This window comes from Staphylococcus simulans (genome assembly GCF_003043455.1).
In the GTDB taxonomy this organism is placed as follows: Bacteria; Bacillota; Bacilli; order Staphylococcales; family Staphylococcaceae; genus Staphylococcus; species Staphylococcus simulans_A.
This window is the reverse complement of the sequence record NZ_PZGG01000007.1, coordinates 47,085-59,965: the sequence shown is the minus strand read 5'-3', so window position 1 is coordinate 59,965 and position 12,881 is coordinate 47,085. Positions and strand designations below refer to the sequence as shown.

General features: G+C 35.5%; 13 protein-coding genes. All 13 read left to right on the top strand.

Features of this window, described 5'->3' with window-relative positions; translation table 11 throughout:
- Positions 1 to 167: 167 nt before the first annotated feature.
- Complete coding sequence (rpsA, locus tag BU038_RS02465; protein ID WP_107604658.1) at positions 168 to 1,355, top strand: 30S ribosomal protein S1; 1,188 nt, start codon at positions 168 to 170, stop codon at positions 1,353 to 1,355.
- Between the two features lie 150 nt (positions 1,356 to 1,505).
- Complete coding sequence (der, locus tag BU038_RS02460; protein WP_107604657.1) at positions 1,506 to 2,816, top strand: ribosome biogenesis GTPase Der; 1,311 nt, start codon at positions 1,506 to 1,508, stop codon at positions 2,814 to 2,816.
- Between the two features lie 19 nt (positions 2,817 to 2,835).
- A complete protein-coding gene (locus BU038_RS02455) occupies positions 2,836 to 3,834 on the top strand; it encodes an NAD(P)H-dependent glycerol-3-phosphate dehydrogenase (RefSeq protein ID WP_107604656.1) in 999 nt (332 codons plus the stop codon).
- 169 nt (positions 3,835 to 4,003) lie between these two features.
- Positions 4,004 to 4,276: an HU family DNA-binding protein gene (locus tag BU038_RS02450; protein ID WP_002480978.1), complete on the top strand. Its 273-nt coding sequence runs from the start codon at positions 4,004 to 4,006 to the stop codon at positions 4,274 to 4,276.
- Positions 4,277 to 4,455: 179 nt separating this feature from the next.
- A complete protein-coding gene (locus BU038_RS02445) occupies positions 4,456 to 5,013 on the top strand; it encodes a heptaprenyl pyrophosphate synthase subunit A (RefSeq protein ID WP_107604655.1) in 558 nt (185 codons plus the stop codon).
- 16 nt (positions 5,014 to 5,029) lie between these two features.
- On the top strand, positions 5,030 to 5,761 hold the full coding sequence (locus tag BU038_RS02440; RefSeq protein ID WP_107604654.1) for a demethylmenaquinone methyltransferase: 732 nt from the start codon (positions 5,030 to 5,032) through the stop codon (positions 5,759 to 5,761).
- A 1-nt stretch (position 5,762) separates the two neighbouring features.
- Positions 5,763 to 6,719, top strand: coding sequence for a polyprenyl synthetase family protein (locus BU038_RS02435; RefSeq protein ID WP_107604653.1), 957 nt, complete (start codon positions 5,763 to 5,765; stop codon positions 6,717 to 6,719).
- Positions 6,720 to 6,824: 105 nt separating this feature from the next.
- Positions 6,825 to 7,274 carry a nucleoside-diphosphate kinase gene (gene ndk, locus BU038_RS02430; RefSeq protein ID WP_107604652.1) on the top strand — a complete coding sequence of 150 codons (450 nt, stop codon included), beginning with the start codon at positions 6,825 to 6,827 and terminating at the stop codon, positions 7,272 to 7,274.
- Positions 7,275 to 7,478: 204 nt separating this feature from the next.
- A complete protein-coding gene (aroC, locus tag BU038_RS02425; protein WP_107604651.1) occupies positions 7,479 to 8,645 on the top strand; it encodes a chorismate synthase in 1,167 nt (388 codons plus the stop codon).
- A 17-nt stretch (positions 8,646 to 8,662) separates the two neighbouring features.
- Positions 8,663 to 9,739: a 3-dehydroquinate synthase gene (aroB, locus tag BU038_RS02420; protein ID WP_107604650.1), complete on the top strand. Its 1,077-nt coding sequence runs from the start codon at positions 8,663 to 8,665 to the stop codon at positions 9,737 to 9,739.
- 9 nt (positions 9,740 to 9,748) lie between these two features.
- Positions 9,749 to 11,047: a 3-phosphoshikimate 1-carboxyvinyltransferase gene (gene aroA / locus BU038_RS02415; protein WP_107604649.1), complete on the top strand. Its 1,299-nt coding sequence runs from the start codon at positions 9,749 to 9,751 to the stop codon at positions 11,045 to 11,047.
- A gap of 9 nt (positions 11,048 to 11,056) precedes the next feature.
- Positions 11,057 to 12,304 (top strand): tetratricopeptide repeat protein, encoded by a 1,248-nt coding sequence (locus BU038_RS02410; RefSeq protein ID WP_107604648.1) that lies wholly within the window; start codon positions 11,057 to 11,059, stop codon positions 12,302 to 12,304.
- 17 nt (positions 12,305 to 12,321) lie between these two features.
- Positions 12,322 to 12,879 carry a YpiB family protein gene (locus BU038_RS02405; protein ID WP_107604647.1) on the top strand — a complete coding sequence of 186 codons (558 nt, stop codon included), beginning with the start codon at positions 12,322 to 12,324 and terminating at the stop codon, positions 12,877 to 12,879.
- Positions 12,880 to 12,881: the final 2 nt, after the last annotated feature.

The following is a 12,881-nucleotide window of genomic DNA, read 5'->3' as shown; positions in this document are numbered from 1 at the left end:
ATATATTATAGTGAGAATAAATACGTACATTGGAACGTAAAAATAATACTTTAACACTGTAGAATTTGAGAGAATTCTTCACTTTTTGTGAATAGAGGTGAATTTCTTGACAATTCTGTCAGTTTGTAAGATGTTATAATTATGTAGTGTACAAGGAGGCATACAAGATGACTGAAGAATTCAATGAATCAATGATTAATGAAATTAAAGAAGGAGATAAAATCTCTGGACAAGTCCAAAAAGTCGAAGAAAAACAAGTGATTGTTGATGTCGACGGTGGCAAATTTAGCGGTATTGTACCGATTAGTCAATTATCTACTCATCATATTGATAGCCCAAATGAGGTTGTCAAAGAAGGAGATGCTGTAGAAGCTTATGTGACTAAGGTAGAAAATGACGAAGAAAATGAAACAGGAGCTTATATCCTTTCAATTCGTCAATTAGAACAAGAGAAGTCTTATCAATATTTACAAGAGAAACAAGAAAATAACGAAATTATCGAAGCAAAAGTAACTGAAGTCGTTAAAGGCGGATTAGTTGTAGACGTAGGACAAAGAGGGTTTGTCCCAGCTTCATTAATTTCTACTGATTTCATTGAAGACTTTTCAAGCTTTGACGGACAAGTTTTAGAACTTCGTGTCGAAGAACTTGATCCAGAAAACAATCGCGTCATCCTTAGCCGTAAAGCTGTTGAACAAGAGCGTAACGAAGCTAAAAAAGCTGAATTACTAGAATCTCTTAATGAAGGCGATGTAATTGAAGGTACTATCGCACGTTTAACAAACTTCGGTGCTTTCGTAGATATCGGCGGTGTTGATGGTTTAGTTCACGTATCTGAACTTTCTCACGAACACGTTGATAAACCAGAAGACGTTGTTTCTGTGGGCGAAAAAGTCAAAGTTAAAGTTAAATCAGTTGAAAGAGACTCAGAAAGAATCTCACTTTCAATTAAAGATACTTTACCAAGCCCATTCGAAAGCATTAAAGGTGAAATCCATGCGGATTCTGTAATCGAAGGTCGCGTGGTTAGATTAACTGACTTCGGCGCATTTGTAGAAATTGCTGCTGGCGTTCAAGGACTTGTTCATATTTCAGAAATCAGTCGTAAACATATCGCTAAACCTAGCGATGTACTTGCACCTAACCAAACAGTCACTGTAAAAGTGTTAAGCGTTGATGAAGAAAATGAAAGAATCTCACTTTCTATCAAAGCAGCTGTTCCAGCTGAAGAAGAAGTACTTCAAATCGACGATGACGAATCACGTGACTATGTTGAGGGTAAAGAAGAAGAAGATAACGATAACCCAACATTAGGTGAAATGTTCGGCGACAAATTGAAAAACCTTAAATTTTAATAAGTAATTCGCTAACATCAGTCAAGACTGTAGTGAGTGTCATAACTTCACACTTTACAGTCTTGACTTTTTTATTGCCTAATTTTCTTTTGCTTTAAATAAGCCATGTGATAAAATTAACTAGATATATGAAAGAGAGGAAGTTAGCTTATGACTAAACCTGTTATTGCTATTGTAGGTCGACCGAATGTCGGTAAATCCACAATATTCAATAGAATTGTCGGAGAGCGTGTATCAATTGTTGAAGATACACCCGGCGTCACAAGAGACCGCATCTATTCTAGCGGTGAATGGTTGACACACGACTTTAATATCATTGATACAGGTGGTATTGAATTATCTGATGCACCATTCCAAACACAAATCAGAGCTCAAGCTGAAGTCGCAATTGATGAAGCTGATGTTATTATTTTTATGGTTAATCAACGTGAAGGATTGACACAAACAGACGAAATGATTGCGCAAATGCTCTATAAAACAAATAAACCCGTTGTCTTAGCTGTCAACAAGGTAGATAATCCAGAAATGAGAGCAGATATTTATGATTTCTACGCACTTGGATTTGGAGAACCATTCCCAATTTCAGGTTCACACGGGCTTGGTTTAGGGGACTTGTTAGACGAAGTCGCTAAACACTTCAAAGATGAAAGCGACGATCTTTATGATGAAGACACTATCAGATTATCATTAATCGGACGTCCGAACGTTGGTAAATCCAGCCTAGTCAATGCAATTCTTGGGGAAGATCGTGTCATTGTTTCTAATATTGCCGGAACAACACGCGATGCGATTGACACAGAATATTCTTATGAAGGACAAGATTACGTCTTAATCGATACTGCAGGTATGCGTAAAAAGGGTAAAGTATATGAATCAACAGAGAAATACTCTGTATTACGCGCATTAAAGGCTATAGAGCGTTCTAATGTAGTACTTGTTGTCTTGGATGCCGAGGAAGGTATCATTGAACAAGACAAGCGTGTAGCAGGCTATGCACACGAGGAGGGTAAAGCCATTGTAATTGTGGTAAACAAATGGGATACTCTTGAAAAAGATAGTAAAACGATGAAGAAATTTGAAGACGAAGTGCGTAAAAACTTCCAATTCTTAGACTATGCACCTATCGCATTTGTTTCTGCGAAAGAAAAACAACGTCTACGTACATTATTCCCATTAATCAATGAAGCGAGCGAAAACCATAAAAAACGTGTTCAAAGCTCAACATTGAATGAAGTGATTACGGATGCTATCGCAATGAATCCAACACCGACTGATAAAGGTCGCCGATTGAAAGTATTCTATGCAACACAAGTTGCAATTGAACCACCGACTTTTGTGGTATTTGTAAATGATGAAGAACTAATGCACTTCTCATATAAACGCTACTTAGAAAATCAGATTCGAGATGCATTTGGTTTCGAAGGAACACCAATCAAAATAATTCCAAGAAAACGAAATTAGTATTGAAAGGATGAAGTATATGAGTAAGGTTGCCGTTTTTGGTATGGGCAGTTTTGGTACAGCATTAGCGAATGTTCTCGCACAAAACGGTCACGAAGTCTTAATGTGGGGTAAAAACAAACAAAGCATTGAGGAAATCAATACTTATCATACAAATTCACGCTATCTAAATGAAGCTAAATTAGAAGAAACAATTAAAGCAACTTCTGATTTAGAAGAAGCAGTTAATTTTTCAGATACGTATCTGATTGCGTTACCAACAAAAGCTATTAGAGAAGTAGTTAAACAAATCGATGAGAAGTTAACATCGAAAAAAGTATTTATTCACGTCGCAAAAGGTATTGAAAACTCAACATTTGAACGTGTTTCAGAAATGATTGAGGATTCTGTTGCCCCAGAACATAATGGCGGTGTCGCTGTATTATCCGGACCAAGCCATGCTGAAGAAGTAGTTATTCAACAACCAACAACTGTTGCAGCATCTTCTAAAGATCCAGAAATCAGCAAATTAACTCAGGACTTATTTATGAATGAATACTTACGTGTCTACACGAACAATGATTTAGTTGGTGTTGAATTAGGGGGCGCTTTAAAGAATATCATTGCTGTTGCAAGTGGTATTGTCGCTGGTATGGGGTTCGGTGATAATGCTAAAGCAGCATTGATGACACGTGGGCTAGCTGAAATCAGCAGATTAGGAGAAGCACTTGGTGCTGATCCAATGACTTTCTTAGGTCTTGGCGGTATTGGCGACTTAATCGTGACATGTACTTCAACACATTCAAGAAACTATACGCTTGGCTATAAAATAGGTCAAGGTAAAACAGTGGATGAAGCACTTTCAGAAATGAACATGGTTGCTGAAGGATTCTATACTACTGAATCTGTTCATAATTTAGCTAAAGAAAAAAACATTGATATGCCAATTACATCCGCATTATACGGCGTATTGTTTGAAAATGTTCCATTAGAGAAAAGTTTAAAATTATTAATGGATAGAGACAAAAAGTCAGAATAGAAATTAAATTAATTTACTATTATTGTATATTTACACATAGGTGGCTAAAAAACCTTATAAATCGCGGTTTTATGCTTATAAATAATTGCGATAGTAAGAGTCGTTGTGTTAAAGTCATAGCATAATGATATTAAGTTATCATTAGCAAACCCTTGGGAGGTGACTCATAATGAATAAAACAGACTTAATTAATGCTGTTGCAGAACAAGCTGAATTAACTAAAAAAGAAGCTGGTTTAGCAGTTGATGCTGTATTCGAATCAATTCAAAACTCACTATCTAATGGTGAAAAAGTACAATTGATTGGTTTCGGTAACTTTGAAGTTCGCGAACGTGCAGCCCGTAAAGGTCGCAACCCGCAAACTGGTAAAGAAATCGACATCCCAGCAAGCAAAGTTCCAGCATTCAAAGCTGGTAAAGCTTTAAAAGATGCAGTTAAATAATGAATTCAATACTTAACAGAAAAGCCCTTTTCGGGGCTTTTCTTTTTATTACATATTTATCCTTTGAATTACTTTTACGACTGAATTTGCTAGATATTGCAAGCAGTTGAACAAAAGTGATTTTATTTTTCTATATATAATGTTAAGATGATTAATGATTAATAACGTGAGGTGCAGACATGGATTCAACATTAAGTACATTAAAAAACCAAATAGATCATAAGCTTAATGGTATACATAGTCATGAACCAATTCAGTATAATCATCAATTGGCTCATGTACTTGATGCGCAAAATATTTTGTCCGAAGCAAAATTAGCATGCCTCGCAATCGACACATCCATGAGTCATCTTGATTCTATTACGAGTAGTCATCTTTCTAAAAATGCAATTCTGATAGGGGATTTAATCAGTGCGCATTTTTATACGTTGACAGCAGCTATCAATGATTCAGAATATCTAGAAGCTATGAGCAATGCAATTATTAAAGTAAACGAATTAAAAACTGCTTTGCATTACAAAACACTCACTCATAACGAGATAAAAGACGCAGTTCAATTTATAGAAACTATTTTCCCTGCAATTACTATTCATCATTTCAATCCAAACGCTGAACTAAGTAAAGCAAATGATAGTCTGATTCAATATGCTTCAGAACATCATCCGTCGTACCTTAAAGATTATAACGAAGCAGAAGTCGAAGCTATTTTTGACGAATTGCGCAGCAATATTAAATAAAGTAGAGGTATTATATATGGCTAAAAATAAAGCAGATAAAGAAAAAGTTCATAAAGTCTTTCAAAACATTTCCACTAAGTATGACCGATTAAATAACATTATCAGCTTCGAACAACATAAAGTATGGCGTAAACGCGTTATGAAAACCATGCAAGTAAAACCTGGCAGCAAAGCATTAGATGTATGTTGCGGTACAGCTGACTGGACAATTTCATTAAGTAAGGCTGTTGGCCCTAAAGGCGAAGTTATCGGCTTAGATTTCAGTGAAAATATGTTGAAAGTCGGAGAAGAAAAGACTAAAAACATGGCAAATATTCAACTCGTACAAGGCGATGCTATGGAATTACCTTTTGATGATAATGAATTTGATTATGTAACAATCGGTTTCGGGTTAAGAAACATTCCTGATTATGTCATTGCACTTAAAGAAATGAATCGTGTTTTAAAACCAGGCGGTATGGTGGTCTGCTTAGAAACAAGCCAGCCTACAATTCCAGTCTTCAAACAACTTTATCAATTATACTTCAAATTTGTAATGCCGATTTTCGGTAAATTCTTCGCTAAATCTAAAGAAGAATATGAATGGCTTCAACAGTCAGCTTTCAATTTTCCAGATCGCGATGAACTAAAAGCACTTTTCCAATTAGCAGGTTTCAGAGATATTGAAGTTAAAAGTTTTACTGGCGGAGTTGCCGCAATGCATTTAGGGTATAAGGAAAAGGAAAAAGAAACAGCAAAAGGTGATTAATGTGGATAAGCTGAACATTAATAGAGAAGTTAAGAAAATTGAAAGACAACTTAAAAACACAATAAAAAGTAATAATATTGTATTAGAAGAGGCGGCACACCATTTACTCTTATCAGGTGGTAAACGTGTGCGCCCGTCTTTTGTTATTTTAAGCAGTGAATATGGGGATTCGCCAAGAAACAAAGAAACGTATAAAATTGCTGTTTCATTAGAACTGATTCACATGGCAACTTTGGTTCATGATGATGTGATTGATAAAAGTGATAAACGCAGAGGTCGTTTAACTATTACTAAAAAATGGGATCAAGATACAGCGATATTAACAGGGAATTACTTATTAGCGTTAGCTTTAAAACATATTTCATCAATTGAAGACAAAAGAATACATACGATTTTATCTCATGCTATTGTAGATGTATGTCGTGGGGAACTTTTCCAGTTCCAAGATCAATTCAATACGAATCAACCTGTTACTAATTATTTACGTCGAATTAATCGAAAAACAGCTTTGTTAATTCAATTAGCAACAGAACTAGGTGCGTTATCTGCACATGCAGATGCTAAAACTGCTAATAAATTAAAAAGAATTGGGCATTATATCGGAATGAGTTTTCAAATTGTTGATGATATTCTAGACTTCACAAGTACTGAGAAACAATTAGGTAAACCTGTTGGCAGTGACTTAATGAATGGTCATATTACATTGCCTGTATTGTTAGAAATCAGAAAGAATCCATCTTTTAAACAAAAAATTGATATGCTACAACCAAATAGTCCAAAAGAAGACTTTGCTTATTGCGTGGATTATATCAGACAGTCTGAAAGTATTGAGCAATCAAAACAAGTGAGTCGTCATTATTTACAAAAAGCAATTCGTTTGTTAAATGAATTAGAAGAAAACGCAGCAACAACTTGGTTTAAAAAACTAATTAACCGTATGGAATCTAGAAATGTATAAAAAACAATCGCTATATATTGAAAGCGCTTAAATAAACTGTTAAACTAAAAATGTATTTATTTAGATTCATAAAAATACACATCTATTTTCAGGAGGATTTGCGAAATGGAAAGAACTTTTCTAATGATTAAACCAGATGGTGTTCAACGCAAAATCGTTGGAGAAATCATCACTCGTTTAGAGAAAAAAGGATTAAAACTCGTTGGCGGTAAATTTATGACTGTTTCCAAAGAATTAGCAGAAACACATTATGGTGAACATGCTGATAAACCATTCTACGAAGGTCTTGTTTCATTTATCACTTCAGCACCCGTATTTGCGATGGTGGTAGAAGGTGAAAATGTAGTAGAAGTAACAAGAAATATGATTGGTAAAACAAATCCAACTGAAGCAGCACCAGGTACTATCAGAGGTGACCTAGGCTTAACTGTAGGCAGAAACGTAATTCATGGTTCAGATTCAGTAGAATCTGCGAAAAGAGAAATCAGCTTATGGTTCGAACCTAATGAACTAAGTGTTTACACAGCCAACAATGAAGAATGGTTATACGAATAATAATATAGAGTATACAAATTAAATTCATTTTATCCAATGTAAACCAGATTGAATTACTCATTCAGTCTGGTTTTATTTTTATCTTCGTGAATAGTCAGAAAAATTATACAATTAAATCATTTTAATTGTTTCTGTCCATATTTCACGTGTGCTATGATAGTAGGTATACTTATTATTACTAATTTGAAATGGAGTGATTGCATAATGAGATTTTTAACTTCTGGAGAATCCCACGGACCGCAATTGACTGTAATTGTTGAGGGCGTTCCGGCTAATTTAGCTGTAACAGCTGAGGATATCAACGTAGAAATGTTTAAACGCCAAGGCGGTTATGGCCGTGGTCGTCGAATGAAAATTGAAAAAGATGCAGTAGAGATTGTTTCTGGTGTACGTAATGGTTATACATTAGGTAGCCCGATTACTTTTGTAGTAACAAACGACGACTTTACGCATTGGAGAAATATTATGGGTGTTGCTCCTATTTCTGAAGAAGAACAAGAAAAAATGAAACGTAAAATTTCTAAACCAAGACCTGGTCATGCAGATCTTGTAGGTGGTATTAAATACAATCATCGTGATTTAAGAAACGTCTTAGAACGTTCATCAGCGAGAGAAACTGCCGCTCGAGTAGCTGTGGGTGCTTTATGTAAAATTTTATTAAAACAATTAGGTATTGATATATATAGCCGTGTGGTTGAAATAGGCGGTATCAAAGATGACGCTGAGTATGATTTAGAAACGATTAAATCACACGAGGATAGCAATGATGTTCGTGTCATCAATGAAGATAAAGCACAAGCAATCAGAGATAAAATTGATCAAGCTAAAAAAGATGGCGATTCACTCGGTGGTGTCGTACAAGTGATTGTTGATCATATGCCAGTCGGAGTAGGCAGTTATGTACACTATGATCGCAAATTAGATGGCAGAATCGCTCAAGGCGTAGTCGGTATTAACGCCTTTAAAGGTGTGAGCTTTGGCGAGGGATTTAAAGCAGCTGAAAAACCAGGCAGTCAAATCCAAGATCCAATACTTTATAACGAAGAGACGGGATATACGCGTGCTTCTAACCATTTAGGCGGTTTAGAAGGCGGTATGAGTAATGGTATGCCAATTGTGGTTAATGGTGTAATGAAACCAATCCCAACGCTATACAAGCCATTAGCTTCAGTAGATATTGAAACAAAAGAACCGTTTAAAGCTACGATTGAACGTTCAGACAGCTGTGCTGTACCAGCGGCAAGTATTGTTTGCGAACATGCAGTAGCATTCGAGATTACAAAAGCATTATTAGAAGAATTCCAATCTAATTATATGGAACAACTTCAAGAACAAGTAGAAGAACGCAGACAACGCAACATTGAATTTTAAAATCAAAGGTGATTAAAATGCAACTGATGACAACCTATCAAGACAATAACTATCCAATTATTATTCAACATGACGCAATAACGCATTTAAAGACTTTTTTATCAAAATATAGAGATGTGGCTTTTATTGTTGATAAAACTGTAGCAAATTTCCATCCAGCTAAAATTGAGCAAGCAACCTTAGCAGTTGATTCTGAACAAATCTCTCATATTATTTCAGTAGAGGGCAACGAACAAACAAAATCCTTTTCTGTTTATGAGTCTGTTCTTGAACAACTTCTAGAAACTGGTATTACACGAAACACATGTATTGTCGCAATTGGTGGCGGTGTAGTAGGTGACTTTGCTGGATTTGTAGCTGCAACCTTATTACGTGGTGTTGACTTCATTCAAGTACCAACAACAATTCTCGCACATGACTCAAGCGTTGGGGGTAAAGTGGGGATAAATACGCCTCAAGGCAAAAACTTAGTAGGTGCTTTCCATCGACCTAAAGCTGTTATTTATGATTTAGACTTTTTAACATCACTCCCTTATGTTGAAATCAGCAGTGGTTACGCTGAGGTATATAAGCATGCATTGTTAAATGGAGAAAGTGCATTAAAAGAAATCGAGGAAGCTTATCCAAATAAAACTGCTTTGTCAGAACTTGATCAGTTAGATGATTTCTTACTTAAAGGAATTGAAACAAAATTGAATATCGTGGTTGCTGATGAACACGAACAAGGCAAACGAAAATTCTTGAATCTTGGTCATACCTTTGGACACGCGATTGAATATCATGAGAAAATACCACATGGTCATGCAGTGATGATTGGGATTATTTATCAATTTATCGTTTCTAATCTTGTTTTAGACACAAATTATAATGTTCAACATTTTGTTGATTACATGCAGAAATTAGATTATCCTCTTGATGTAGTCTTGAACCCTGAGTTCCAACCTTTATTAAATTTAATGTTGAAAGATAAGAAAAATTATCAAGACGGCGTTCAGATGGTGCTCTTGTCAGAAATCGGCAAACCTGTGGTGACACATGTTGATAATACTGTGCTCAAAACCGCATTTGAACAACTACAAAACTTGTTAAAGTGAGTGAAACCAATGAGTAAAACTGAAGAAATTAATGTTCAAGGTCCTTTACGCGGTGAAATAGAAGTACCTGGCGATAAATCTATGACACACCGAGCAATTATGTTAAGTTCATTAGCAGAAGGACAATCTACCATTTATAAACCTTTGTTGGCTGAAGATTGCTTACGTACAATTCAAATATTCCGCCAACTTGGTGTTGAATTTAAAGTTGAAAATGATAAAGTAGTTGTAAATTCTCCAGGTTATCAAAACTTCGTTACGCCACATCAAACTTTATATACTGGTAATTCAGGTACTACAACACGTATCATGGCTGGATTACTTAGTGGGTTAGGAATTGAATCTGTTTTATCTGGCGATGAATCTATCGGTAAACGACCTATGAATAGAGTGATTGATCCTTTAACTGAAATGGGAGCCGCTATTCGCGGTATAGATGGCAATTACACACCATTAATTATCAGTAAAGGTCACATAAAAGGTATCGACTATAAAATGCCTGTAGCAAGTGCACAAGTTAAAAGTGCAATTCTTTTTGCGAGCTTGTTTTCAGATGAGCCTTCTGTAATCAAAGAGATTGGTATTACACGCAATCATACAGAGACTATGTTTGCGCACTATCAAATACCTATTAAAACTGAAGGGATGAAAATTGAAACAACACCACGTGCGATTAAGTCTATTCAAGCAAGAGATTTCAAAGTGCCTGGTGATATTTCATCAGCTGCATTCTTTATTGTCGCTGCATTAATTACACCTGATAGTGATATTACGATTCATAATGTCGGAATGAATGAGACACGTTCTGGTATTATAGATGTAGTACAGAAAATGAATGCGAACATTGAAATTTTCAATGTCAATGAGGGTGCAGAACCAACCGCTTCTCTCCGCATTCAATACACACCAGGCTTAAAACCAATTGATATGTCAGGTGAATTAATTACACGCGCCATTGATGAAATTCCAATCATTGCTTTATTATGTACACAAGCACAAGGTTCAAGTGTCATTAAAGATGCGGAAGAATTAAAATTCAAAGAAACCAATCGCATTGAAACAACTTCAGACGAACTGGGTCTACTTGGCTTTGAAGTTCATCCAACTAACGATGGCTTTGTGATTCATCCATCTACATTCGAACATGCAGCAGAGGTAAGTTCGTATACCGATCACCGCATTGGTATGACCTTGGCCATCGCATCTTTACTTGGTGAAGAACCGCTTCACATTAAACGATTCGATTCAGTGAACACTTCATTCCCAGAATTCTTGCCTTTACTTAAATCAATAGCACAGAAAGGATAATATGAAAGTATGGAAGATACACAAAAATTAATTGATGATATTCATCTGCAAAAAATAGATAACCTAGACAGCAGAGTTGAACAAGCTATTTCAACAGCTGACGATGATACATTATTCATGTTAGGTGAAACACTTTACAACTATGGTTTAACACCTCAAGGATTAGAAGTATTCAGAGCTTTATACAATAAATATCCGAACGAACCTGAACTATTAATTTATTTTATTGATGGATTGATTTCAGAGGACAAAACTGATGAAGCTTTAGAATATTTAAGCCAAGCAGATTTAACTACTGAGCGTTTAATGTTAGAAGCAGATTTATATCAACAGATTAATATGCTGGAAGTTGCGATTGATAAAGTTCAAGAAGCAATCGAGTTGGAGCCAAATGATCCTGTCTTACATTTCGCACTTGCTGAATTAATGTACTTCGATGGACAATATCTACGTGCATCAGCAGAATACGAAACTGTTTTAGAAACTGGAGAATACATGGTCAATGGTGTCAATTTGTATGCACGTCTTGCTGATAGCGCCTTACAAAGCGGTAATTACGATGATGCGATTAAACTGTATGATGATATTCATGAACAGGATATGACACCGGAAGATTATATGAAAAAAGCACTTGCATATGAGAAAAATGAATTAGTCCAAGAGGCTATTAAAATCATGAGCACGTTGATGGAAAAAGATCCTGATTATATTCAAGGTTATTATTATTTACAACAGCTTTACTTACAGCAAAGAGATTATAACTCAGCCATTGAAGTTGGACATGAAGGATTACGTCTTAATGCCTTTTACAAGGAGTTAATGCTATCAACAGGGAAACTTGAATTAGATCAAGGCGATGCTGAAAAAGGGGTTAAACTCTTACTTAATGCATTAGAAGTAGACAATGCATACCAAGAGCCATTAATTGAACTCAGCAGTTATTATCGAACTAAAGAAGATAATGAATCGATTATTAGACTCTTGCAGTATGCAAGTGAGGATGATTTAGACCCTCGCTTTATGTGGAACTTAGCTTATGCCTTAGGCGCTGAAGAACGCGATAAAGAGGCGCAACACTTCTTTGATTTAGCTTATCCTACGTTTGAAAACAACCCTGATTACTTAGGAGATTATTATTTCTTCTTAATTGAAACAGGACAAATTGAACAAGCTAAATTACTATTACCGAAATTATTAGAACTTGATCCGAATAATGATGAATGGCAACAAGAAGCTGAACGACTGCAATACGATTAAGGTGTTGGTGAATTTTAATGAAAGATTATGAAAGTTTAAATCTGCAGAAGAAAAACTTGATTGATTATTTACTCTTTCAATATGAGTTCAAATCAAGAATCAGCGTATGGGTATTGAATCTCATCAAGTCTGACATTCAACGTTTAGAAAGTGTATATTTTGTAGATGAACCGTTACCACACCGCAATACACTAGAATTAGCGGTTAATGACACATTAAGCATAGGAATCAAGCTTACACTTAATCGTAAGCAATATCATAATACCAATGAGATTTTTCGCCTTATCGCTTACGAAAAGCCTATGTTCGATATAAAAATTCACATTCCTAAAAGAGATGTCCGTATCGATGAAGTTTTATTAGCACAATTATTAACCTCACCAGAATACACATCTCATTTAAGCGATCTGCATGCGGTTACTACTACGCCACAAGCAGAAATATCATTGATTCACCGTCTGCAAAACACGATAGATTTAAGTTTACAAATCAATGATCCTGAATATTTCTATCGACTGTCTCACTTATTAAACACGATTAAAGCAAAATCTTATAACTTCCCAACAAAGGAATGAAG

What these genes read in the sequence shown, in the direction of transcription:
- rpsA (WP_107604658.1), top strand. Translation starts at nt 168, where the DNA reads ATGACTGAAGAATTCAATGAATCAATGATTAATGAAATTAAAGAAGGA.
- der (WP_107604657.1), top strand. Translation starts at nt 1,506, where the DNA reads ATGACTAAACCTGTTATTGCTATTGTAGGTCGACCGAATGTCGGTAAA.
- BU038_RS02455 (WP_107604656.1), top strand. Translation starts at nt 2,836, where the DNA reads ATGAGTAAGGTTGCCGTTTTTGGTATGGGCAGTTTTGGTACAGCATTA.
- BU038_RS02450 (WP_002480978.1), top strand. Translation starts at nt 4,004, where the DNA reads ATGAATAAAACAGACTTAATTAATGCTGTTGCAGAACAAGCTGAATTA.
- BU038_RS02445 (WP_107604655.1), top strand. Translation starts at nt 4,456, where the DNA reads ATGGATTCAACATTAAGTACATTAAAAAACCAAATAGATCATAAGCTT.
- BU038_RS02440 (WP_107604654.1), top strand. Translation starts at nt 5,030, where the DNA reads ATGGCTAAAAATAAAGCAGATAAAGAAAAAGTTCATAAAGTCTTTCAA.
- ndk (WP_107604652.1), top strand. Translation starts at nt 6,825, where the DNA reads ATGGAAAGAACTTTTCTAATGATTAAACCAGATGGTGTTCAACGCAAA.
- aroC (WP_107604651.1), top strand. Translation starts at nt 7,479, where the DNA reads ATGAGATTTTTAACTTCTGGAGAATCCCACGGACCGCAATTGACTGTA.
- aroB (WP_107604650.1), top strand. Translation starts at nt 8,663, where the DNA reads ATGCAACTGATGACAACCTATCAAGACAATAACTATCCAATTATTATT.
- aroA (WP_107604649.1), top strand. Translation starts at nt 9,749, where the DNA reads ATGAGTAAAACTGAAGAAATTAATGTTCAAGGTCCTTTACGCGGTGAA.
- BU038_RS02410 (WP_107604648.1), top strand. Translation starts at nt 11,057, where the DNA reads ATGGAAGATACACAAAAATTAATTGATGATATTCATCTGCAAAAAATA.
- BU038_RS02405 (WP_107604647.1), top strand. Translation starts at nt 12,322, where the DNA reads ATGAAAGATTATGAAAGTTTAAATCTGCAGAAGAAAAACTTGATTGAT.